Raw genomic sequence first — 21,800 nt, 5'->3', positions numbered from 1 at the left:
AGCTTCCAGGAGAGACTATGCCGCGAGCGTATATCGGCGTCGACGTGGGGACCACGAGCACGCGGGCGGGGGTGTTTGACGAGGCCGGCACGTTGCTGGCGACCGCCAGGCATCCGATCCGAATCTGGCACGAGGCCGGCGACATTGTCGAGCAGTCGTCGCAGGACATCTGGGAGGCCTGCGTCAAATCGGTGCGGGCGGCGATGGCGGAAGCGGCGATCGCGCCCGACAGCGTCGGCGGCATCGGTTTCGACGCGACCTGTTCCCTGGTGGTGCTCGACCCGCAGGGCGAGCCGGTCACGGTGAGCGCGTCCGGCGACAAGCAACGCAACGTCATCGTCTGGATGGATCACCGTGCCATTGCCGAGGCGCGGCTGATCAACGAGACCGGGGATGCGGTGCTGCGCTATGTCGGCGGCTCGATCTCGCCCGAGATGGAGATGCCAAAACTGTTGTGGCTGAAGCGGCATCTGCGTGCGAGTTTTGACGCCGCCGGGCATTTCTTCGATCTGGCGGACTATCTGACGTGGCGCGCGACCGGTTCGCTGCAGCGCTCGACCTGCACCGTCACCTGCAAATGGAACTACCTCGCGCATGATGGCGGCGGCTGGAGCGCGCGCTTCTTTCAGCGCATTGGCCTGTCTGACTTCGTCAGCGAAAAATACGCCCGCATCGGCACCGAGATCGTCGCCCCCGGCACAAGGCTCGGCGCCGGTCTCACCCGCGCCGCCGCCGCCGATCTCGGCCTGTCCGCGGGTACGCCGGTCGGCGCCTCTTTGATTGACGCACATGCCGGCGGCATCGGCGCGATCGGCGGCCGTGACGGATCGGGCGGAACGACGGATGTCAGCGATCGCCTGGCCTACATCATGGGTACGTCGGCCTGCATCATGGCGACGACGAAGGAGCCGTGCTTCGTGCCCGGCGTCTGGGGTCCCTATTATTCCGGCATGGTGCCGGACTTCTGGCTCAATGAAGGCGGCCAGTCGGCCGCAGGCGCGGCGATCGACCATCTCCTCAAATCGCATCCCGGCCACGCGGAAGCGAGCGCGGCGGCGCGCGGCGAGGGCATCGACCTCATCGAATTCCTCGAGCGCCGCATCATCGCGCGCGCCGGCGATGCCAGCCGCGCCGCGCGGCTCGCCCGCGACGTTCATGTGCTTCCCGAATTCATCGGCAACCGCTCGCCTTACGCCGATCCGGATACGCGCGCGGTGATCGCGGGCCTCGATCTCGACACCGACGTCAGCTCGATGGAGCGGTTGTTCATTGCAGGTCTCTGCGGGCTGGCCTACGGGCTCGCCGAAGTGATCGAGGCCTTTGCCGCGCATGGCGTGCATGCCGGCATCATGATCATGGGCGGCGGCGCCAGCCGCAGTCCGCTGGTGCGCCAGATCATGGCCGATACCACCGGCCTTACGGTCGCGCTGCCGCAAACCAGCGAGCCGGTGCTGCTGGGGGCCGCAATGCTGGGTGCGGTCGCCGGCGGCGCCTATGCCTCGATCGGCGAGACCATGGCCAAAATGTCGGCGCTCGGACGCAAGAGCGAGCCGACCGCGCCCGACATGGCGGCGTTTCACACCAGGAAGCGCGAGGTTTACAAGCTGCTGCGCGAGGTCGATCGCGGCAGCCGCGCAGCGATGCGCGACATCGCCAAAGGTTGATGGACAGGTTAAGAGACATGCTGATTTCCTGCGGCGATGCGCTGATCGATTTCGTGCCGACGAAAAACGCCGACGGCCGCGAAGCGGTGATGCCGGCGGTCGGCGGCTCCTGTCTCAACGTCGCGATCGGCATCGCGCGGCTCGGCGCACCGACCGGTTTTGTTGGCGGCGTCTCGACCGATCTGTTCGGGCGCATGATCGCCGACCACGCCGCCGCCTCGAATGTCGAGCTTGGTCTCACTACCCGCAGCGATCACCAGACCACGCTTGCCTTCGTCCGCATCGTCGCCGGCGAGTCGCACTACGCTTTCTACGACGCCGACACCGCGACGCGGAACTGGACGTTTCGGCGCGGCGCCATCCCGTTCGATGCGGTCGAAGCCGTCCATGTCGGCTCGACCACGCTGGTCAACGACCGGGGCGCTGCCGAGACCAAGGCCCTGCTCGCAGATGCGCGGGCCGCATCAACGATCTCCTTCGATCCGAACTGCAGGCCCAATCTGGTCAACCACAAGCCGGCCTATCTTGCGCGCATGGTTGAGTTCGCCGCGAGCGCCGATCTTATTAAGATGTCGGACGTCGACTTCACCTATCTCTTCGGCGAGGAGCCTTATCAGCAGCGCGCGAGTGCGCTGCTGAAGCAGGGCACAAGTCTCGTTGTCATCACCCGTGGCAATCATGGCGCCATCGGCTGGCATGCGAAGGCAGGGCAGATCGAGGTCGAGGCGCCGAAGGTCGAGGTCGCCGACACCATCGGCGCCGGCGATAGCTTTCAGGCCGCTTTGTTGTTCGCCCTGCACAAGCAGGGGCGCCTCGCCCGGCCGCAATTGAAGGACATCGGCGGAAACGAGCTCCGCCGCGCGCTGTCCTTTGCCGCCAACTGCGCCGGCCTGACCTGCACCCGTCCGGGTGCCGATCCGCCCTGGAGCCACGAGGTCAGCTGGAGCTGGTAGGCAGGCGAGGGCCGCGATGTCCGGGCGGACTGCGGCCATGCGCCAGCCGAAATAGACAGGGCGAGTCCGCACTGGCAAGGTCCGAGCCTCCTGACGCGAGCTTGCCCTGATGAGCGACGATCTCTGTTTCCTCTCTGCCACCGAACTGCGCGAACGCATCATCAGCAAGCAGATCTCCCCGGTCGAGATCACCCGCGCCGTGCTAGCGCGCGCCGAGTCCCTCCAGGGCGAATTGAACTGCTTCATCACGCTCTGCGGCGACGAGGCGATGGATGCGGCGCGCGAAGCCGAGCGCAAAATGATGGCGCGCGAGCCGCTCGGCCTGCTGCATGGGCTTCCCGTCACCGTGAAGGATATCGTCAACACGCGCGGCGTGAAGACCACCTTCGGCGCCGTTCCCTACAAGGACAACGTCCCGGCCGAGGATGCGGTCGCGGTGGCAAAGCTGCGCGCGGAAGGCGCGATCCTGATCGGCAAGACCGCGACGCCCGAGTTTGGCAGCAAGTGCCTGACCGATTCACCGCTGTTTGGCCGCACCCGCAATGCGTGGAGTGCGGAGCGTTCGTCCGGCGGTTCCAGCGGGCGGCGCGGCCGTCGCGGTGGCGAGCGGCATCGCGCCGCTGGCGATTGCCACCGATGGCGGCGGCTCGACGCGGATTCCGGCCGCCTGCAACGGCGTCGTTGGCTTGAAGCAAAGCAGCGGTGTGATCGCGCACAGCCAGGCGCTCGACGCGTTCGGCAACCAGACCTATGTCACGCCGACCACGCGCACTGTCGCCGACACCGCATTGATGATGCAAGCGATGGCCGGCGAGGATGTTTGCGATCCCTGGTCGATCGGTGTGCCCGTGCCTGATTTCATCGGTACCGCCGTCCCGCGTGGCGATCTGCGCGGCCAGAAAATCCTGTTCTGCGTCTCGCCGCCCGGCCGTCCGGTGTCGGCAGACGTGGCCATAGCGTTCAAGGCGAGCCTCGATCGGCTCGCGAGCCTTGGCGCCGAGTTCGAGGAGTTCTCCGGCGAGGGATATGACGTCGAACCGATCTGGCGTGCCATCAATCACACCGTCTGGCGCTCGCGCTTCTCGAAGCTGGTGGCGGAGCATGGCGACGTCCTCAGCGAGACCTTCGTCAGGCAGATTGCGCTGGCGACGAATGTCAGCGGCGTCGACTATCAAGAAGCTATGTTCGTGCGCACGGCGTTGTTCCGTCGCGTGCAATCCCTGCTTGCGCGCGGACAGCTTCTGGCGATGCCCACCATCACCCGCACTGCGCTGCCGATCGACCAGGATTTGTTCGGTACCATCGAGATCGACGGGGCGCATTTTGACAGCGTCCGGCCGCACTGGTTCCCCTGGACCATGCCGTTCAACATGACCGGACACCCCGCGATTAGTCTGCCCTGCGGCTTCGGTCGCGACGGCCTGCCGATCGGGCTCCAGCTCGTCGGCCGCTTCCGGGCTGATGCGGAATTGTTGCGCGTCAGCGCGCTGTTCGAGGCTTCGCACGACCTCCTCGCCCGCCGGCCGGCTTGAGAGGTTGACGATGGGCTGCAAAAGGCTTGCTTCCGTCGTCCGGACATGTTGATCGTGCCGCGAATGAACCCTGAACCTGACCGCGCATGAGCGTATTTGTCCTCCGACGTGTCCTGACATTGCTGGCGACGCTGGTCGGCGCATCCGTGATCATTTTTCTGGTGCTGGACGCGCTGCCGGGCAATGCCGCGCAAATGCTGATGGGCGCGGATGCATCGGCCGACGCGGTCCGCGCGCTCACCGTCAAACTGGGGCTCGATCAGCCGCTCGCGGTCCGCTACCTGCAATGGATCAAGGGGCTCCTCGTCGGCGATCTCGGCAATTCCTACGTCTACGGCACGCCGGTCGCCAGCCTGATCGCTGAGCGGCTGGTGCTGACTGTTCCGCTCGCAATCATGTCGATGCTGATCACGGTGGTGCTGGCGCTTTCGGCCGGCATTTACACCGCCGCCAACCACAACAAGCTCGGCGATGTCGGCGTGATGTCGCTGACCCAGATCGGCATCGCGCTGCCGAACTTCTGGTTCGCGATCCTGCTCGTCCTGCTGTTCGCCGTGCGGCTGCAATGGCTCTCGGCAGGCGGCTTTGCCGGCTGGGAGGACGGCATCTGGCCCGGCATCAAATCGCTGCTGCTGCCGTCGATCTCGCTTGCGGTGGTGCAGGCCGCGATCCTCGCCCGCGTCACCCGCTCGGCTGTCCTCGAAGTGCTGCGCGAAGATTTCGTCCGCACCGCGCGGGCAAAGGGGCTCGGCAAGCGCGAGGTGCTGTGGAGCCATGTGCTGCGCAACGCCATGATCCCCGTGATGACGGTGATGGGGCTGCAATTCGCCAATCTCTTGGCCGGCACCATCGTCATCGAGAACGTATTCTATCTGCCGGGCCTCGGCCGTCTCATCTTCCAGTCGATCGCCAACCGCGACCTGATCGTGGTGCGCAATTGCGTGATGCTGCTCGCGGCCATGGTCGTCATCGTCAATTTCGTGGTCGACGTGCTCTATGCCTTCATCGATCCCCGCATCAAGGTTCACGATTTGTGAGTGCGCCCCTGACAACTTTGATTGACGCGCCGATCGCACCGCGTCCTTTGCCGGCCAAGACGTTCTGGGGCCGGGCGCTGCGGCATCGCAGCTTCGTGTTGGGTGGCGTGCTCAGCCTGCTGGTAGTCGTCTCGGCCGCGCTCTCGCTGGTGTGGACGCCGTGGTCGCCGTACGAGATCGATATCGCCTCGAAACTCCGGCCGCCCTCGGCCGCGCACTGGCTCGGCACCGATACCTTCGGTCGCGACATCGTCTCGCTGCTGCTTGCCGGCGCGCGTTCGACCATCCTGGTCGGCATCATCGCGGTCACCATCGGTCTTACCTTCGGCGTCTGCCTCGGCCTGATTGCGTCGGCCAAGCGCGGCTGGACCGAAGAGATCATCATGCGCTTCTCCGACTTCACCTTTGCCTTTCCGGCGGTGCTCTCCGCGATCATGCTCGCGGCGGTCGCGGGGCCTGGCATGCTGACCTCGATCATCGCGATAGGCATCTTCCAGATCCCGACGCTCATCCGGCTGACGCGCGGCTCGGCCAACGCGATCTGGGCGCGCGAATACGTGCTGGCGGCGCGGGCCTCGGGGAAGGGCGCCTTCCGCATCACCATCGAGCATGTGCTGCCGAACATCCTGTCGATCCTGATCGTGCAGGCCACCATTCAGTTTGCGCTGGCCATTCTCGCCGAAGCCGCGCTGTCCTATCTCGGCCTCGGCACGCAGCCGCCGCAGCCGTCCTGGGGCCGCATGCTGAACGATGCGCAGACCATGCTGTTTCAGTCGCCGATGCTCGCGGTTTATCCCGGCGCGGCGATCGCGATTGCGGTGCTTGGCCTCAACCTGCTCGGCGACGGCTTGCGCGATCTGTTCGATCCCAGACTGGCGCGGGAGCGGTGACGATGGCTGATCCCGCAACCACGCCGCTGATCGCCGTCGACAATCTCGGCGTTCGCCTCAATACCAGCCGCGGCCCGGCGCAGGCCGTGCGCGGCGTCAGCTTTGCGCTGAAGCGTGGCGAGACGCTCGGGCTCGTCGGCGAATCCGGCTGCGGCAAGTCGGTCACGGCGCTGGCGCTGATCGGATTGCTGCCGGACAGCGCACTCATCACCGGCAGTATCAAGCTGGATGGACGCGAGCTCGCGGGGCTCCCGGATGCGGATTACTGCGGCTTGCGCGGCAACCGCATCAGCATGATCTTCCAGGAGCCGATGACGGCACTCAACCCGATGCACACGATCGGCCATCAGGTCGCCGAACCGTTGCGGCGTCACAGGAAATATTCGGCGGCGCAGGCGCGGCGAGAGGCGATCGCCTTGCTCGACCGGGTCGGGCTGCCCGATCCGGCCAAGCGGATCGACGCCTATCCGCACCAGTTCTCCGGCGGGCAGCGTCAGCGCGTCACGATAGCGATGGCGCTTGCCTGCGAGCCGGCTCTCTTGATTGCGGACGAGCCCACCACCGCGCTCGACGTCACCATCCAGGGCCAGATCCTCGATCTCCTCGCCGACCTCGTCGAGGAGCGCGGCATGTCGATGATCCTGATCTCGCACGATCTCGGCGTGATCGCCGAGAACGTGCAGCGCATGATGGTGATGTATGGCGGCACCGTCGTCGAGAGCGGGCCCACCGACGAGGTGTTCCGCCGCATGGGCCATCCCTACACGCAGGGCCTGTTCCGAGCACGCCCGAAGCTCGGCGCGCGCAAGGGGACGCGGCTGACGACGATCTCGGGCACGGTGCCGGAGCTGGCCGATCTGCCGGTCGGCTGCGCCTTCGCCGAGCGCTGTGCGCTGCTCCAGGACAAATGCCGCGCGGCGCTGCCGCCGATGGTGGAGGTCGGTCCCGGTCACGTCGTGCGCTGCGTGCGCACCGACATTTCGATGGCCGCGAAGGTCGGGGCGCTGTCCGCATGACCGCAGCACCGCTTCTCGACGTCAAAGATCTCGAGCGGCGCTACACACTGCCGCGCGAAAGCTTGTTCCGTGCACCCGGAGAGGTGCGCGCGCTCAACGGCGTCAGCGTGCAGGTCCAGGCCGGCAAGAGCCTCGGCATCGTCGGCGAGTCCGGCTCGGGCAAGTCGACCTTTGCGCGGGTGGTGATGGCGCTGGAGCGGCCGAGTGCGGGGCAGGTCACGCTGCTCGGACGCGATCTCAACCGCATCTCCCCGGATGAATTGCGCCGCGCGCGGCGCGATTTCCAGATGGTGTTCCAGGATCCCTATGGTTCGCTCGATCCGCGCCAGACCATTGCGCGCATCGTCGCCGAGCCGCTCACCGTGCTTGATGACGCCGATCGCACGACGTTCCGCGCCCGCGTCGCCGCGGTGCTGAAGCAGGTCGGCTTGCGCGAGGCGGACATGGACAAATATCCGCACGAGTTCTCCGGCGGCCAGCGCCAGCGCATCGCGATCGCGCGCGCGCTGATCACCCAACCGAAGCTCATCGTCGCGGACGAGCCCGTCTCGGCGCTCGATGTCTCGGTGCAGGCGCAGGTGCTGAACCTGATGCAGGACCTCCAGGAGCAGTTCGGCCTCAGCTATATCCTGATCAGCCACGACCTCGCGGTGGTCGATTATCTCTGCGACGAGGTGGCGGTGATCTATCTCGGCCGGGTCGTCGAGCAGGGGCGGCCAGAGGATCTGTTCGAGCGTTGCGGCCATCCTTATACGCGGGCGCTGCTGGACGCGGTACCGCGCGCACGCCCCGGCGGCGGCCGGCGCCGGCGCGGGGCCCAGGCGATCGCCTCGCAATCGGCGGCCGCTGCCGGATGTCCCTACGTGGCGCGCTGTCCGCTCGCCGACCAGCATTGCCGCGAGGTTCCGCCCTTGCTACGCAGGGTGGGCGAGGGACATCTCGCCGCCTGCCACAAGGCGGAGGCCGTGATGGCATTGCCGCAGGTGGCCACGGAAGGTTAATGTCGGCTACGGGATTGGCGTAGCCTCAAAACGACAGAAGAAGGCCGGGGAGTTGGGCATGTTGAAGAAGCTATCGATCGTTGCTTTTGCCGCAGCATTGGCCGCGGCGCCGCTGCCGGTGCTGGCGCAGGGCAAGAAGGACAGCGTCGTCATGGGCATGACGCTGGAGCCGCCGGGGCTCGATCCCACCAACGCCGCTGCGGCTGCGATCGCCGAGGTCACGCTCTATAACATCTACGAGACCCTGACCAAGATCAACGAGGACGGCTCGGTCTCGCCGCTGCTCGCCGAAAGCTGGACCGCGTCGCCCGATCTGAAGACCTATACGTTCAAGCTGCGCAAGGGCGTCAAATTCCAGAACGGCGAGGCCTTCGATTCCGCCGCCGTGAAATTCTCGTTCGAGCGCAACGCGGCCGCGAACAGCACCAACAAGGACAAGAGCCTGTTCCAGGCCTTCGAGAAAGTCGACGCGCCGGACGCCGACACGATCGTGCTCACGCTGAAATATCCCGAGCCGAACCTGCCGTTCCTGCTCGGGCAGGCGAGCGGCTCGATCGTCGAGCCGAAGAGTGCCGCGACCAACGTGACGCAGCCGGTCGGCACCGGGCCCTACCAGCTCGGCGCCTGGGTCAAGGGCTCCTCGCTCACGCTCAACAAATGGGCCGACTATCGCAACGCCTCCGCGATCAAGCTGTCCAAGGTGACGATCCGCTTCATCGGCGATCCCGCCGCGCAGATTGCGGCCCTGCTGTCCGGTGACGTCGACGCGTTCCCGCGCGTCACCACCCGCGGCGTCACGCAGTTCAAGAGCGATCCGCGCTTCACCGTGCTGGTCGGCGGCTCCAAGGCCAAGACCATCGTCGCCATCAACGAGAAGAAGAAGCCGCTCGACGACGTGCGGGTGCGCCGCGCGATCCTCGCCGCAATCGACCGCAAGTCGATGATCGACGGCGCGGTCGAAGGTTTCGGCACGCCGATCGGCAGCTTCTACACGCCGGGTTCGCTCGGCTATGTCGATACCACCGGCATCAATCCCTACGACCCCGAGAAGGCGAAGAAGCTGCTGGCCGAGGCCGGCGTCACCACGCCGCTCGAGCTCAGCCTGAAGCTGCCGCCGCCGGCTTACGCGCGGCAGGGCGGCGAGATCCTCGCAGCCCAGCTCGCCAAGGTCGGCATCAGCGCCAAGATCGAGAACGTCGAATGGGCGCAGTGGCTGTCGCAGGCCTTCGCCCCCAACGGGCCGCACAATTACGACCTCACCATCGTCTCCCATGTCGAGCCGTTCGATCTCGTCAAGCTGACCGAGCCCGACTTCTACCTCGGCTACAACAGCGAGGCTTTCAACGCGCTCTACAAGCAGATCGTCTCGACGCCTGACGAGGCCAGCCGCGCCAAACTGCTCGGCGATGCCCAGCGCATGCTGGCGACCGACGCGGTGGCCGGATTCCTGTTCCAGCCGCAATGGCCCACGGTCATCAACAAGAAGCTGAAGGGCGTCTGGAAGGAAGTCCCGCAGTTCGAGAACGATTTCTCGGCCTGGTCCTGGGAGTAGACCCGGTCCAAGCCAAATCAGACATCGCGATTTCGACCTCTCCCCTCGGGGAGGGGTCATTTTTTTAACTGCTCAAGCGAAACCCGCAAAACAACCCCATGCACAGTAGCCAGGGTTTGTGATTTAATGGCTTGCGCGGCCCGCTCGCTGACTTGCCCCGAATCCGCGATGCCATTTGACCCGTCGGGCAAAACACTGGCATGATGGCATCCTCGGAGAAGGCGGTCGCTCGCGTTGATTTGGCCGCGCCGCTTCTCTTGATCCCCGACGTTGAACGATTGGAACCCTCATGCGTTAATCCGGCGCAGGATGGCCGCATGCCGTGCGAGCCGGCGCGAGGGCAAACGGAGTTCGGTCATTGCTGAAACTGCACAGATGGCCGTCCGACGATTGGCACGATATCGGCACGGAAATGCCCTCGGAGATCATCCGGGCCGATCTCCTGAACGCGACCGCAGACGAAAAGCAATTCGTCGAGCGAATGCTCAAGATACGGATTCCGTCCGAGGAATCGCTCAGCGAGATCGAGGCGTCCAGCCGGCTGATCCTCGAGCACGGCACGCTCTATCTCAGCTCGCCGGCGGTCCGGGTCAACGAGGACGGCGAGGCAGAGATCACGCCGGTGGGATTCGTGATCGGCCCGCATGTGCTGGTGACGGTGCGCTTTGCGGAGCTGCCGATCTTCGATCAGATCAGCAAGCGCGTCGGCTCCGACGACAGCCTCGAGAACGGCATGTGCGTGTTCACCAGCCTGCTCGAGGCCATGATCGACCGCGGCGCCGATGCTCTGGAGCACCTTGGCGCGAAGCTCGACCAGCTCTCGCGCGGCGTCTTCAAGGGCGGCCTCGTTCGCACCAGACGGCCGGTTCGCTCCAGCCGCAGGATGCGCGAGGCGCTGGAGAACGTCGGCGAGCTCGCCGATCGTCTCGCCAAGTCGCGCGATGTCCTGCTCGGCGTCGGGCGTATCGCGTCCTATGCCGACAATGTCGGCAGCGAGTGGATCACGTCGGCGTCGAAGAAGCGCCTCGAGGCGGTCTCGAAGGATGTCGCTTCGCTCAGCGACTACGAGACGCGACTGTCCGACAAGATCCAGCTTCTGCTCGATGCGGTGCTCGGCTTCATCAACATCCAGCAGAACGAGATCTTCAAGGTCCTGACGATCGTCTCCGTGGTCGGCGTGCCGCCCACGATCCTGGTCGGTGTCTGGGGAATGAATTTCAAGAACATGCCGGAGCTGAGCTGGACGTTCGGCTATCCGCTGTCGCTGCTCGCGATCATCGCCAGCGGGGTGTTGCCGTTGATCTGGTTCAAGCGACGCGGCTGGTTCGAGTGAGACAGCGGCGCGCCGTCTGAAAACCGTGCGCCGCTGGTCGGTTCATGCCGCCTTCGCGTCGACGCTGCCGATCCAGTTGCGGGCGAGCGTGACGTCGGCTTGCGACAATTGATGGCCGGCCGGCAAGACCTTGTGGTCGACACGCGCGCCTGCTTCCGACAACAGCGCCGCAAGCTTTGCCCAATTGTTCGCCGGCACGATCGGGTCAGCCTGCCCGGACAACAGCAGAACGGGTTTGCCTGCAAGATTGGCCTTGGGCGGATCCGACAGCGGCACCATGGCGCGCAGCAGGATCGCGCCTGCCAGCACGTCCGGCTGCAGCAGCAACAGGGCGGCTGCGATATTGGCGCCGTTGGAGAAGCCGACCGCAACCGGTGCGGCGAGGCCGTATTGCTTCCGCGCTTCGACGACGAACGCGCCGAGCTCGAGCGCGCGGCGGCGCACATCGTCCTCGTCGAACACGCCTTCGGCAAGGCGGCGGAAGAAGCGCGGCATGCCCTGCTCGAGCACGCGGCCGCGCGGTGAGCAGGGTGGAGGCGGGCGAGATCATCTTGCCGAGCCCGAGCAGATCGTTCTCGTCGCCGCCGGTGCCGTGCAGCAGCAGCAGCGGAGGAGAGCCCGCGTCGCGCGCGGGCTCGTAGCGATGGATGAAGTCGGTCATGACGCGGTCTCGTCCAGATTCGGCAGCACACCCTCGATCTGCTTGCGCTGCGCCTCGAGGAAGCCCGGCAGCTTCAGATCGCGTCCGAGCGTCGCGACGGGTTCGTCGACGGCGAAGCCGGGGATATCGGTCGCGATCTCGAACAGCACGCCGCCGGGCTCGCGGAAGTAGATCGAGCGGAAGTAGTTGCGGTCTTTCTGCTCGGTCGGATGCAGGCCGTGATGGCTGACGAGCTTTTGCGCCATCTTGCCCTGCTCGGCATCGTCAGCCGCGCGGAACGCAATGTGGTGCACCGAGCCGCCGCCCTGATGTCCCCGCAGAAAGCCCTCGGCTTCGTAGATGTCGACCATGCTGCCTTCAGCATCGCCCGGCGCCTTGAAGCGGATCACCGATCCTTCGCGCTCCGTCTCCTTGAAGCCGAACACGTCGGTGAGGACGGCGGCCGTCTTCGCCGCGCTGTCGAGCAGCAGCGTCACGCCGTGGAAGCCGCGGATCGCGTGCTCCGCCGGCACGTCGCCATTGCTCCAGCCCGATCTGTTCTCGGCCCCGGGAATGCCGACCAGCGCGAGCGCCATGCCGTCGGGATCGGTGAACGGCAGCACGGATTCGCCGAAGCGCTTCTCCAGCGCCTCATAGGCGATGCCCTTCTCGATGAAGCGCTGCGTCCAGTAGCCGAGCGAGTGCTGCGGCACGCGGAAGGCGGTCTGATGGGTCTCGCCGACGCCGCGACGCCCAGCCGACACGCCGGCCCACGGGAAGAAGGTCAGGATGGTGCCGGGACGGCCGGTCTCGTCGCCATAATAGAAATGATAGGTGCCGGGATCGTCGAAATTGACCGTCTTCTTGACGAAGCGCAGGCCGAGATTCCTCGTGTAGAAGCCGAAATTGCGAATGGGGTCGCCGGCAATCGCGGTGACATGGTGCAGTCCAGACATTGTCGTCCTCCAGTATTCGGGGAGTGGTCTTGCTCTGGAGCGGAATATCGTTGCGCTTTGGATTGGAGACAATCCATGCAAATATGACGTCTATGTCTACGATTTGGAAACAATTGCCGGGGCCGGCCCTTGGATAAGGTCGCCAGCCTGCGGGCCTTCGTCAAAGTGGTCGAAAGCGGCAGCTTTGCCGAGGCGGGCCGGCAATTGCGGCTGTCGCGCTCGGCGATCAGCAAATACATCGCCGACCTCGAGGAGAGCCTCGGCGTCCAGCTTTTGAACAGGACCACCCGCCACGCCAGCCCGACCGAGAACGGCCAGCGCTATTTCGAACGCGCCGTCGTCATCCTCTCGGAGATCGAGGCTGCCGACCAGGCGGTGGCGCAGGCCCAGTCGGCGCCGCGCGGCCTGTTGCGCCTCAACGCGCCGATGTCGTTCGGCACCATGCGATTAGGTCCCGTGCTGGCGGATTTCATGGCGCGCTATCCGGAGCTTCAGCTCCAGGTCGTGCTCAGCGACGATCTGCTCGATCCCGTTCAGGACGGTTTTGACGTGACGCTGCGCATCGCGGAATTGGAATCTTCGAGTTTGATCGCGCGAAAAATCATGCCGGTGGCGCGCATGATCTGCGCATCGCCGGACTACCTTGCGCGTCACGGCACGCCAAAGCATCCGCAGGATCTGCGCGAGCACGCCTCGCTCACCTACGGCTTCCTGCTCACCGGCAACCAGTGGAAGCTCACCGGCCGCGACGGCGACCACTGGATCCAGCCGGCCTGGTCGCTCTGCGTCAACAACGCGGAGGTGCTGCGGGATGCGGCGATCAAGGGCAGGGGGCTCGCGCTGCTGCCGGAGTTCATTGCCGCCGATGCCTTGCAGAAGGGCGAACTTCGGACGGTGCTGAACGACTACTCTGCGCCGCCGCTTGCGCTCTACGCGGTCTATCCGCCGACGCGGCACCTGTCGGTGAAGGTGCGGCTGTTTATCGATTTTCTGGTTGAGCTTTTTGGGCGCGAGCAAGATGCGGGCGCGCGCCGAAACTGGGGGCGCGTGCGCTCGTGAAATCTGCGATGTCGGCCGGTCGCCTGGCAGCGGTGGAGGAGCGGGCGACAACATCGTTGATGTTTCTTGTGTGTTGCTAACGAACGTCTGGACTGTCCGCTGGCCGCGTCCGGGCGGCCCCTCAAGAATTGGCGCGTTAACTCCCAACGACATCGCTGCGGAAGCGCTCCGGGTGTTGGAGCGAGACACGCCGGGAATCATGGCTCGGTCGGCTCATTCTTTTGTCTCAATTCACTCGTAATTTCGTTGCGTGACCCGAAGGGAGCTCTCGCATGCTTCGCGCTTTTGGTTTTTCCGTCCTGCTCATCCTCGGGCTCGCGATGTCCGGCACGGACGCTATGGCACAAAGTTCAGCAGGGCGCGGCGCCGTGGGTGGCGCTATCGTTGGCGGTGCAGTCGGAGGCCGACGGGGCGCGGCAATAGGGGCGGCCACGGGAGCTGTTGTGGGTGCCCATCGCGCCAGGCGTGGCCATTATTACTGGCGTCATAGTCGTTGTTGGGTGCGCACCGGCGGTAGATCGCATCCGGTAGCGTCTCGCTACTGCAGGTGACCAACACTCAGATGCTTCTAATTCGCAGCGGCGTCGGCGCGAGAATAGCTCGGCCGGCCGGTTCACGCTGGCCGGCCCCTGCGCTGAATTGGGCCATCCTCATGAGGCAACGGCAGCTACACCGGTCGCCCCTATCGAGTCACGTGCCAGCCATTATCGAGCGTCTGGCGAAAGAGAGCACATTCATCATGTCGGACAATTCTAAAGAAGACCTCGATCGCCGCGACTTCTTGATTGCATCAATCGCCACTGCGGGCGCGTCGGCCGGCCTCGCCATCAACATTGACGCTGCCAGCGCACAAGGCACGTCGGCATCTTCGGCCGGCGCGGCGCCAGCTGCGCGGGAGGGAACGATCTATGCTGGCGATGTGATCGAGGGGAAGAAGGTCATCCGCGCCCTTGACGTGAACGACCTTGAGCCCGGGCGGAAGCATCTGCTCTACTTTGAGGGCGTTCAGATGCCCACTGGACAACACTGGTACGTGTCTGTGACGGTCGCCAAGGGAGCAAAGCCCGGCAAGCGCGGTGTCCTCGTCAGTGGGGTGCATGGCGACGAGATGAGTTCTGTGCATACGGTTCACACTATAATGAACCAACTCAATCCGGCCGAGATGTCGGGCTCTGTGACGGCTGTGACGGACGTGTCCCGCCCTGCCATGGAAGGCATGCAGCGCAGATGGCCCAACTCGGGGAGGGGCATCGATTTGGTCGACATGAATCGGGAATGGCCCGGCAATGAGAACGGTGGGACCGCGGCCAGCCGACACGCCTGGCTCCTGTTCAACCGGCTCTTTCGGCCGAACGCCGACTTCGCAATCGACTTCCATACTGGGACAACTGGATTCGATGTCACCGCATTCAATCTTGGCAGCATGGATGTGCCTGAGATCAAGGCGATGCTGGATCTGTACCCGGTAGGCCAGATCTTCAACAATCATGTATATCCCGGTGTTCTGCACAATGCGTTTCTCGACGTTGGCATCCCGGCCTTTACGCCCGAGATTGGCGCTGCTCGCGTCCTGAACCTCGAGATGATCCCACTGTTCGTGGAAGGCACGATGAATGTCCTCAAGCATCACGGCATCGTTGCCGGTCCGATGGGCCGCATAGGCAGTGACGTACCTGTTTTTGTCGGTGACAGTGCGTTCCCGATCATGGCCGTCCAAGGCGGACTCGTCGAGCATCTGGTCAAGCTCAACGACAAAGTCGAGGCCGGGCAGAAGGTGGCCATCCAGCGCAACAGCTTCGGCGAAGTAGTTGCGGAATACACCAGCAGTGTGGCTGGAGAAGTGACGGGTCAGCGCAGCGAAGCAATGTCCGAGCCTGGGAATCCCCTGGCATTTATCCTTTTCAATAAGACGCCGCCGGGTGAGGAGTCTTATCCGGAGTAGTCACTCGTACGCGCGGTTTTGGAGGAACGCTCCTCCTGGTTTTCAGGACCAAAACTTGCAAGACGTCTGCTCGGGGCCAAAACCGGAAGCACTCCCGATGAGCACAACGAGTCCGTTTTTTTGCCCAGATCGTGATCGAAATGCACGACAATCGGCTTACTGACGAACTCCTGCCTCGCGCTTATGAATCCGTCGAAAATAAACCCGAGGCACCGTAATCCCGGGGCGCCCATCCCATCAAAGAATGATGAGCGTCCCGTGCCAATCTCCTACTTGGGCGGCGGCTTGTCGTAGAGCGGTTTGCCCTTGTCGACGATGTGCACTGTTAGCAGTTTCACTGCTTTATCGCCGACGACCTTGAAGGCGCCGTGGGGAACATCCCGGACATTCACAGCAGCGATGCCGGTCGGGAAGGGTACTTGCTTGCCGTCTGGCAGTTCAATGGTGCCGCCTTCCAGAACGTAAAACGACTCTTCCATGGTGGATATGGAGCGTCGAGGTCTCGCCAGGCTTGATCTCGGAGATGCTGGTGATGACCTCCATGTTTGTGCCGGTTAAATCTGCGCGCTTTAATTCTTTCCGATACGGCGAGTCTTGGGCGTTTGCTGCGAATGTGAAAAGTGACGCAAATAGAATTCCGAGTAAGAACCTCATTCGTATTCTCCCACTTGAACGAAATCTGCAAACGGGCAGACGGGAAATTAAGCTAGAAAGATCTGTACATCTCAAGGTATATCGTTTTTGCAACGCACCAAAGAGCGAGCACGCCTCGCTCACCTACGGCTTCCTGCTCACCGGCAATCAGTGGAAGCTCACCGGCCGCGACGGCGATCACTGGATCCAGCCGGCCTGGCCGCTCTGCGTCAACAACGCCGAAGTGCTGCGCGATGCGGCGATCAAGGGCAGGGGGCTCTCGCTGCTGCCGGAGTTCATTGCCGCCGATGCCCTGAAGAAAGGTCAACTGCGGACGGTGCTGGACGACTACTCTGCGCCGCCGCTTGCGCTCTACGCGGTCTATCCGCCGACGCGGCACCTGTCGGTGAAGGTGCGGCTGTTTATCGATTTCCTGGTTGAGCGTTTTGGGCGCGAGGAAGATGCGGGCGCGCGCTCATGAGATCCGCGATGTCCGCTTGTCTCCCATGAGGTCCGAGAAGGCGCCAAAGCCGAGACATGAATCAAGCGCTCGCGTCGAATGCTTTAGTCGACGCGAGAGGCTTTTGGTTCATCTTCTCTGGAGCGACCAAACGCCGCTCTAAAACTGCCGATTGTGCATATTTCCCATACAACTAACGTGTAGTTTGCAGTCGGAGTTTTGAGATGATAGCGGCTCCGCATTTTCGACGAAGGGGATGCCCTCATGTTGACGAAACGCGATTTTCTTTGTTCCGCCGCGACAGCAACAATCATGATCGCATCAACCTGCGATCCATTGGCCGCGCAGACAAACCCGTCGTGGCCCAATCTGTTCGAAGCCAAGGCGATCGCCGAGGAGGCATTCATCTACGGCCTGCCCATCGTGATGAACTATGCGGTTATGTACGAGTATTCCGTCGACAAGGACTCAGGGCAGTACAAGGCGCCATTCAATCAGATCAAAAATGAACCGCGAGTCTTCACCTACAAGGATACGGCCGTCATCACCCCCAACAGTGATACTCCCTATTCGCTGTTATGGCTCGATTTGCGTGCAGAGCCAATTGTGCTGTCCGTACCTGCCGTCGAAAAAGGCCGCTATTATTCGGTAATGCTGTGCGACGGAAACACATTCAACTACGGCTATATCGGCAGCCGTGCAACCGGCAACGAACCCGGTGACTACCTGGTAGTCGGCCCCAATTGGAACGGGTCGACGCCGCCCGGTATCAAAAAGGTGTTTCAGTCAACGACTCAATTTTCCGTCGCGGCCTACCGCACGCAACTCTTTAATCCGGAAGACATGCCGAATGTCGAGAAGGTGCAGGCGGGCTATGGAGTGCAGCCTCTGTCGACGTACCTCAAACAGCCCGCGCCACCCGCCGCACCCGCAATCGATTTCCCAAAAGCCAATAGCGAGTTGGTCAAGAAGAATTTCTTCGAATACCTCGACTTCGCCCTGCAGTTTGCCCCAGCGGGTCCGGAAGAACGTCAGATCAGAGCGAAGCTCGCTCGCATTGGGATCGGCTCCGGCAAAACCTTCAGCTTCAAGGATCTGCCATTGGAGCACCGGCTCGAAGTTGGCCTGGGCATGAAGGACGGCGAAGCGAAGGTTGAGAAGTACCTTACGAGCGGACAGAACGAAGTAAATGGCTGGCAAATCGGCTCATGGTTTGGAAACCGGGAATTCTATAGCGGCGACTGGTTGAAGCGGGCTGCTGCCGCCAAGGGCGGTATCTATGGTAACGATGCTGAAGAGGCCGTCTACCCTATGACTAAGGCGCTCGCCAACGGCGAGACCCTTGACGGGTCCAAGTCAAACTACTCGATCACCTTTCCGGCGGAACAGCTCCCGCCGGTAAACGGCTTTTGGTCGGTGACAATGTATGACGGCAAGTCGCAATTGCTGATCGAAAACTCGATCAATCGGTATTTGATCAATTCGCCAATGCTGCCGAGCATGAAGAAAAATCCCGACGGCTCCTTGACGCTCTACATCCAGAATAAATCGCCGGGCGCTGATAAGGAGGCCAACTGGCTGCCTGCTCCCGATGGACCAATTTATATGGTCTTGCGGCTCTATTGGCCGAAGACCGAACCACCGTCTGTCTTGCCAGCTGGCGGAGGGACTTGGCAGCCGCCCGCCATAGCAGCAGCGAAATAGCAGCTATATCGAGGCGACTTCCGCTTCGGGTCACACCGGAAGCGCTCCCGATGCGCATAATCCGATGCTGCGCCAAGGGCAAACAATCCCGCGGCTGTTGCGCCCGCAAGGCGAATGAAGCCGCGGCGGGCGACCGCCGGCACAACGCGGGCAGGAGCGGGCCGCTCGGTCATGTTTTGTTTCGCAAGATTGTCCCTGAGCATGTGCATAACGCGAAAGCCTGACGGGGACAATTGATGAGAAAATGCCCCTATGAATGTCCATTCGCAGTCGCGTACAGCCCGATACCGAATTGCTGAGTGAATCGCCGTTTCGGTTGATCTCGGCTCCGTGGTGCTTTGTAAGGCCCTCTGGCATCGCAACGGAGTCCCCCGGCCGAATCCGTCGAAAATGAACCCAAGGCGGACGTGTTTGGCAATGCTGGAGTTGCCAATTCCGGGAGAACTCGCGTATGCACTCTGTGTAGGGTCTAGGTGAGCAATTCAAATGACGATGGAGCTGAGGGGCGCGAGAGGCGAGGGATTTGCGACGATGACCGCTGACGGTCGCGTGCTGGATTCCTGGTTCCTTGAGCTGCGCCTGGTCGTGGAGGCCGGCAAGGCGACAACGGTGCCGCTGACGAAGGACGAGATCAACAGCTCGTTGGGTGAGTCGGCAGATGGATATGCGCGACACGACGACATCCGCAATGTCGATATCGTTCCAATCCGTACGGAAATTGACTCCTTGCATCTGCGCCGACTGATGTGCACGACGCATATCTTCGCCTCCATCTCCTGAGCCACCGGCTCGTCCAGCCGAATTGCCTGAACCTCGAGGGAATTTTCGGTCTGCTGCCTAACGTTGCCTGGACGACTCTCGGGCCCTGTGAATGCCCGCGTGTACCGGAAGCGCGTATCCTGGCACGAAAGCGTGCCCTTGCGTTCGAGGTGACAGGCGTGGACAAGTTTCCGCGCATGACCGACTATGTGACGCCGGCGGACGTGAGAATTGCAGATGCGGATCGCGTCAGGCTTGGAGCCTACCTGGCTCCGGGCACGACCGTCATGCATGAAGGCTTTTGCAATTTTAACGCAGGTACGCTCGGTCCCTGCATGGTCGAAGGCCGGATAAGCGCCGGTGTGGTCGTGGGACGTGGCAGCGACGTTGGTGGCGGAGCGTCGATCATGGGGACTCTTCCGGAGGAGGGAAGGAGAGGATTACGGTTGGTGAGCGCTGCCTGATCGGAGCCAACGCCGGTATCGGCATTTCATTGGGTGATGATTGCATCGTCGAGGCGGGCTGCTATGTCACGGCAGGCGCGCGCATCCTTTTGGAAGATGGCCGGGTCCTGAAAGCCAAGGAGCTCTCAGGTGAGAGGGGCCTTCTCTTTCGTCGGAATTCCCAGAGCGGCGCTTTCGAGGCAACCAGACGCACGCCAAATTGGGACGGCCTCAACTCGCAGCTTCACGGCTAGGTCTGAGACGCAATTCGCTTAGCGCCGCAGCGTGAATTCGTCCGCACCTCGCCGGTGCTCCCATTTCGCACGCTCGAGCTCGGGCTGATCGCACTCCGCCTCGGGATAGCCGATGCAGAGATAGGCGATGAATTTCCAGGAGCCGGGCACGTCGAGCACGCCGCGGATGCGCTCCGGATTGAGGATCGAGACCCAGCCGAGCCCGATGCCTTCCGCGCGTGCGGCGAGCCACATCGCAGTGATTGCCGCGACGACGGAATATTCCGTTGTCTCCGGCATGGTCGCGCGGCCGAGGCCGTGGCCGATGTCGCTGGCCTTGTCCGCGAATATTGCGAGATGGCGAGGTGCCTGTTCGAGGCCCGAGAGCTTGAGCGCGGCATAGCGGCCGGCGCGCTCGCCGGAGTAGCAGTTCAGGGCGTCGGCGTTGCACGCTTTGAAATCGTCGATCACGGCGCGGCGCCGTGCCGCATCATCGACGGTGACGAAGCGCCACGGCTGGCTCAGGCCGACCGATGGCGACAGACAGGCCGTCTCGATCAGTCGCTCCACGGTGCCGTCGGGCAGCGCATCGGTGCGAAAGCGGCGCACGTCGCGGCGCCACACGAACAGCTCGCGCAATTGCCTGCGGAAGGCGCCGTCGAACTCGACCATCAATCATCCCCCGCGTGAAGGAAGGCTGCGGCCACGAGCAGGCTCAGGATTTCGCCGATCTGCTCGAAGGCGCCGAGGACGTCGCCGGTCTGCCCGCCGATCTGACGGATGGCAAGCTGCGCCAGGATCAGCCCGGCGAGCGAGAGCAGGACCACGCCGGCCAGCGCCTTGGCTGGCCCGAGCGCGAGGGCGAGGGTGAGCGTTCCAACAGCGAAGGCGATGGCGACGCTGCGGCCCGGCGGCGATCCGGCGCGCGCGGAGAGCCCGTCGGGACGCGCCGGGGGACCAAAAACATCAAGGCCGGCACGCCCGCGCGGGCCGCGGCGTGGGCTGAGCACAAACCCAGCATCACGGCCCACGGATTTGCGATTGCGGCGAGCGCACTCCAGCGCAGGCCGAACGACAGGATCAGCGCGCAGACGCCATAGCTGCCGATCCGGCTGTCGCGCATGATCTCGAGCTTGCGCTCGCGCGTCCGTCCGCCGCCGAGGCCGTCGGCGGTGTCGGCAAGTCCGTCTTCGTGTAGCGCGCCGGTGACGAGGGTCGTTGCGGTGAGCGCGAGCAGCGCGGCGGTGCCTGCTGCCAGTCCCAGTCTGCTCGCGAGCGCATAGGATGCTGCGCCTGCAAGGCCCACCAGCAATCCCGCGACCGGCAGCGCCCAGACCGCGCGCGCGATGTCGCCGTCGCCGGCCGGCTTCGACGATGCCACCGGCAAAATCGTGACGAAGGACGCCGCGATCCTGAGATCGGCGATCACGTCTTTCAGGACGGCGGCGCGCGGCGTCATTTCAGTTTCATCGGCAGGCCGGCGATGACGAACTCGACTTCGTCAGCAACAGCCGCAATGGTCTGGTTCATGATCCCGGCGGCGTCGCGAAAGGCACGCGCGAGCGCGTTGTCGGGCACGATGCCGAGACCGACCTCATTGGTGACGAAGACGACCGGGCTTTTGAAGCCGCCTAGGAACACGGCGAGTTTCATGACCTCGTGCTCCCAGTCACGCCCCGCATGCATCATGTTGGAGAGCCACAAGGTCAGGCAGTCCACCAGCCTTGGGCCGCCGCCATCGGTGTCGATCAGAGCCTGCAGAAGATCGAGTGGCACTTCCCGTTCGATCCAGTCGACCGCCTGGCGCTTGTTGCGATGCTTCGCGATGCGCGCCTCCATTTCGGCATCAAGCGCCTCGGCCGTCGCAATATAGACGGGCCTCCCCGGAAAGCTGCGCGCGCTCTTCCGCATGGGCGCTCTTGCCCGATCGCGCTCCGCCCGTGATCAAGATGACGGCCATGAAGGTCTCCTGTGGGCCTGACTAATCACCAAT

18 protein-coding genes and 6 pseudogenes are annotated in these 21,800 nt (G+C 63.6%); 18 read left to right on the top strand and 6 right to left on the bottom strand.

The genetic code is table 11. From position 1 onward, the window contains the following. Nucleotides 1-17 precede the first annotated feature (17 nt). The 9 genes and pseudogenes from ACTGJ9_RS30905 (at nt 18) to ACTGJ9_RS30865 (ending at nt 10,978) form a co-directional block, all read left to right on the top strand. Nucleotides 18-1,664, top strand: a complete 1,647-nt coding sequence (locus ACTGJ9_RS30905) for an FGGY-family carbohydrate kinase (RefSeq protein WP_456674131.1) — start codon at nt 18-20, stop codon at nt 1,662-1,664. 17 nt (nt 1,665-1,681) lie between these two features. After that, nucleotides 1,682-2,617 carry a carbohydrate kinase family protein gene (locus ACTGJ9_RS30900; RefSeq protein WP_456674130.1) on the top strand — a complete coding sequence of 312 codons (936 nt, stop codon included), beginning with the start codon at nt 1,682-1,684 and terminating at the stop codon, nt 2,615-2,617. A gap of 109 nt (nt 2,618-2,726) precedes the next feature. Next, nucleotides 2,727-4,149, top strand: a pseudogene (locus tag ACTGJ9_RS30895) (amidase). A gap of 86 nt (nt 4,150-4,235) precedes the next feature. Beyond that, nucleotides 4,236-5,186, top strand: a complete 951-nt coding sequence (locus tag ACTGJ9_RS30890; RefSeq protein WP_456674129.1) for an ABC transporter permease — start codon at nt 4,236-4,238, stop codon at nt 5,184-5,186. After that, on the top strand, nt 5,183-6,076 hold the full coding sequence (locus ACTGJ9_RS30885; protein ID WP_456674128.1) for an ABC transporter permease: 894 nt from the start codon (nt 5,183-5,185) through the stop codon (nt 6,074-6,076). The genes ACTGJ9_RS30890 and ACTGJ9_RS30885 overlap by 4 nt, the downstream gene beginning before the upstream one ends. 2 nt (nt 6,077-6,078) lie before the next feature. Beyond that, complete coding sequence (locus tag ACTGJ9_RS30880; RefSeq protein ID WP_456674127.1) at nt 6,079-7,092, top strand: ABC transporter ATP-binding protein; 1,014 nt, start codon at nt 6,079-6,081, stop codon at nt 7,090-7,092. Continuing rightward, nucleotides 7,089-8,093: an ABC transporter ATP-binding protein gene (locus ACTGJ9_RS30875; protein WP_456674126.1), complete on the top strand. Its 1,005-nt coding sequence runs from the start codon at nt 7,089-7,091 to the stop codon at nt 8,091-8,093. Before ACTGJ9_RS30880 ends, ACTGJ9_RS30875 begins: the two co-directional genes overlap by 4 nt. A gap of 58 nt (nt 8,094-8,151) precedes the next feature. After that, a complete protein-coding gene (locus tag ACTGJ9_RS30870; RefSeq protein ID WP_456674125.1) occupies nt 8,152-9,645 on the top strand; it encodes an ABC transporter substrate-binding protein in 1,494 nt (497 codons plus the stop codon). A gap of 358 nt (nt 9,646-10,003) precedes the next feature. Then, on the top strand, nt 10,004-10,978 hold the full coding sequence (locus ACTGJ9_RS30865; protein WP_456674124.1) for a magnesium transporter CorA family protein: 975 nt from the start codon (nt 10,004-10,006) through the stop codon (nt 10,976-10,978). Between the two features lie 42 nt (nt 10,979-11,020). On the opposite strand, the pseudogene ACTGJ9_RS30860 reads toward ACTGJ9_RS30865, so the two are convergent. Both ACTGJ9_RS30860 and ACTGJ9_RS30855 read right to left on the bottom strand, forming a co-directional pair. Continuing rightward, nucleotides 11,021-11,639 (bottom strand): annotated as a pseudogene (locus tag ACTGJ9_RS30860) (alpha/beta hydrolase). Further along, the gene (locus tag ACTGJ9_RS30855; RefSeq protein WP_456674123.1) at nt 11,636-12,574 is read right to left on the bottom strand and encodes a ring-cleaving dioxygenase; all 939 of its coding nucleotides are present in this window, start codon (nt 12,572-12,574) and stop codon (nt 11,636-11,638) included. The pseudogene ACTGJ9_RS30860 and the gene ACTGJ9_RS30855 overlap by 4 nt, the downstream one beginning before the upstream one ends. Nucleotides 12,575-12,703: 129 nt before the next feature. Between ACTGJ9_RS30855 and ACTGJ9_RS30850 the strand changes: the two genes are divergently transcribed. The 3 genes from ACTGJ9_RS30850 to ACTGJ9_RS30840 all read left to right on the top strand — a co-directional run bounded on the left by ACTGJ9_RS30850 (nt 12,704) and on the right by ACTGJ9_RS30840 (nt 15,575). After that, complete coding sequence (locus ACTGJ9_RS30850; RefSeq protein WP_456674122.1) at nt 12,704-13,633, top strand: LysR substrate-binding domain-containing protein; 930 nt, start codon at nt 12,704-12,706, stop codon at nt 13,631-13,633. Between the two features lie 272 nt (nt 13,634-13,905). Then, nucleotides 13,906-14,184: a YMGG-like glycine zipper-containing protein gene (locus tag ACTGJ9_RS30845; RefSeq protein ID WP_456674121.1), complete on the top strand. Its 279-nt coding sequence runs from the start codon at nt 13,906-13,908 to the stop codon at nt 14,182-14,184. Nucleotides 14,185-14,372: 188 nt separating this feature from the next. Next, complete coding sequence (locus ACTGJ9_RS30840; protein ID WP_456678686.1) at nt 14,373-15,575, top strand: M14 family metallopeptidase; 1,203 nt, start codon at nt 14,373-14,375, stop codon at nt 15,573-15,575. A 269-nt stretch (nt 15,576-15,844) separates the two neighbouring features. On the opposite strand, the gene ACTGJ9_RS30835 is transcribed toward ACTGJ9_RS30840, so the two are convergent. Continuing rightward, nucleotides 15,845-16,054, bottom strand: a complete 210-nt coding sequence (locus ACTGJ9_RS30835; protein ID WP_456674120.1) for a hypothetical protein — start codon at nt 16,052-16,054, stop codon at nt 15,845-15,847. A gap of 281 nt (nt 16,055-16,335) precedes the next feature. Between ACTGJ9_RS30835 and ACTGJ9_RS30830 the strand changes: the two are divergent. The 6 genes and pseudogenes from ACTGJ9_RS30830 to ACTGJ9_RS30805 all read left to right on the top strand — a co-directional run. Beyond that, a pseudogene (locus ACTGJ9_RS30830) lies at nt 16,336-16,689 on the top strand (LysR substrate-binding domain-containing protein); the annotation flags it as partial. A gap of 243 nt (nt 16,690-16,932) precedes the next feature. Next, nucleotides 16,933-18,372, top strand: coding sequence for a DUF1254 domain-containing protein (locus tag ACTGJ9_RS30825; protein WP_456674119.1), 1,440 nt, complete (start codon nt 16,933-16,935; stop codon nt 18,370-18,372). A 531-nt stretch (nt 18,373-18,903) separates the two neighbouring features. Then, nucleotides 18,904-19,152 (top strand): hypothetical protein, encoded by a 249-nt coding sequence (locus ACTGJ9_RS30820; RefSeq protein WP_456674118.1) that lies wholly within the window; start codon nt 18,904-18,906, stop codon nt 19,150-19,152. Beyond that, a pseudogene (locus tag ACTGJ9_RS30815) lies at nt 19,119-19,271 on the top strand (2,3,4,5-tetrahydropyridine-2,6-dicarboxylate N-succinyltransferase); the annotation flags it as partial. The gene ACTGJ9_RS30820 and the pseudogene ACTGJ9_RS30815, both read left to right, overlap by 34 nt. Nucleotides 19,272-19,310: 39 nt before the next feature. Beyond that, nucleotides 19,311-19,595 carry a hypothetical protein gene (locus ACTGJ9_RS30810; protein WP_456678780.1) on the top strand — a complete coding sequence of 95 codons (285 nt, stop codon included), beginning with the start codon at nt 19,311-19,313 and terminating at the stop codon, nt 19,593-19,595. Continuing rightward, the gene (locus ACTGJ9_RS30805; protein WP_456678685.1) at nt 19,571-19,828 is read left to right on the top strand and encodes a DapH/DapD/GlmU-related protein; all 258 of its coding nucleotides are present in this window, start codon (nt 19,571-19,573) and stop codon (nt 19,826-19,828) included. Before ACTGJ9_RS30810 ends, ACTGJ9_RS30805 begins: the two co-directional genes overlap by 25 nt. 18 nt (nt 19,829-19,846) lie before the next feature. Here ACTGJ9_RS30805 and bluB read toward each other — a convergent pair whose 3' ends face one another. The 3 genes and pseudogenes from bluB to cobU form a co-directional block, all read right to left on the bottom strand. After that, nucleotides 19,847-20,479 (bottom strand): 5,6-dimethylbenzimidazole synthase, encoded by a 633-nt coding sequence (bluB, locus tag ACTGJ9_RS30800; protein WP_456674117.1) that lies wholly within the window; start codon nt 20,477-20,479, stop codon nt 19,847-19,849. After that, nucleotides 20,479-21,266 (bottom strand): annotated as a pseudogene (cobS, locus tag ACTGJ9_RS30795) (adenosylcobinamide-GDP ribazoletransferase). The gene bluB and the pseudogene cobS overlap by 1 nt, the downstream one beginning before the upstream one ends. Further along, nucleotides 21,263-21,767 (bottom strand): annotated as a pseudogene (gene cobU / locus ACTGJ9_RS30790) (bifunctional adenosylcobinamide kinase/adenosylcobinamide-phosphate guanylyltransferase). The pseudogenes cobS and cobU overlap by 4 nt, the downstream one beginning before the upstream one ends. Between the last annotated feature and the right edge of the window lie 33 nt (nt 21,768-21,800).

Source organism: Bradyrhizobium sp. RDM12 (assembly GCF_051917485.1).
GTDB lineage: Bacteria > Pseudomonadota > Alphaproteobacteria > Rhizobiales > Xanthobacteraceae > Bradyrhizobium.
This window is presented reverse-complemented; position numbering and strand designations above follow the sequence as displayed.

What these genes read in the sequence shown, in the direction of transcription:
- ACTGJ9_RS30840 (WP_456678686.1), top strand. Translation starts at nt 14,373, where the DNA reads ATGTCGGACAATTCTAAAGAAGACCTCGATCGCCGCGACTTCTTGATT.
- ACTGJ9_RS30890 (WP_456674129.1), top strand. Translation starts at nt 4,236, where the DNA reads ATGAGCGTATTTGTCCTCCGACGTGTCCTGACATTGCTGGCGACGCTG.
- ACTGJ9_RS30875 (WP_456674126.1), top strand. Translation starts at nt 7,089, where the DNA reads ATGACCGCAGCACCGCTTCTCGACGTCAAAGATCTCGAGCGGCGCTAC.
- ACTGJ9_RS30825 (WP_456674119.1), top strand. Translation starts at nt 16,933, where the DNA reads ATGTTGACGAAACGCGATTTTCTTTGTTCCGCCGCGACAGCAACAATC.
- ACTGJ9_RS30900 (WP_456674130.1), top strand. Translation starts at nt 1,682, where the DNA reads ATGCTGATTTCCTGCGGCGATGCGCTGATCGATTTCGTGCCGACGAAA.
- bluB (WP_456674117.1), bottom strand. Translation starts at nt 20,479, where the DNA reads ATGGTCGAGTTCGACGGCGCCTTCCGCAGGCAATTGCGCGAGCTGTTC.
- ACTGJ9_RS30845 (WP_456674121.1), top strand. Translation starts at nt 13,906, where the DNA reads ATGCTTCGCGCTTTTGGTTTTTCCGTCCTGCTCATCCTCGGGCTCGCG.
- ACTGJ9_RS30880 (WP_456674127.1), top strand. Translation starts at nt 6,079, where the DNA reads ATGGCTGATCCCGCAACCACGCCGCTGATCGCCGTCGACAATCTCGGC.
- ACTGJ9_RS30905 (WP_456674131.1), top strand. Translation starts at nt 18, where the DNA reads ATGCCGCGAGCGTATATCGGCGTCGACGTGGGGACCACGAGCACGCGG.
- ACTGJ9_RS30820 (WP_456674118.1), top strand. Translation starts at nt 18,904, where the DNA reads ATGACCGCTGACGGTCGCGTGCTGGATTCCTGGTTCCTTGAGCTGCGC.
- ACTGJ9_RS30855 (WP_456674123.1), bottom strand. Translation starts at nt 12,574, where the DNA reads ATGTCTGGACTGCACCATGTCACCGCGATTGCCGGCGACCCCATTCGC.
- ACTGJ9_RS30835 (WP_456674120.1), bottom strand. Translation starts at nt 16,054, where the DNA reads ATGGAAGAGTCGTTTTACGTTCTGGAAGGCGGCACCATTGAACTGCCA.
- ACTGJ9_RS30870 (WP_456674125.1), top strand. Translation starts at nt 8,152, where the DNA reads ATGTTGAAGAAGCTATCGATCGTTGCTTTTGCCGCAGCATTGGCCGCG.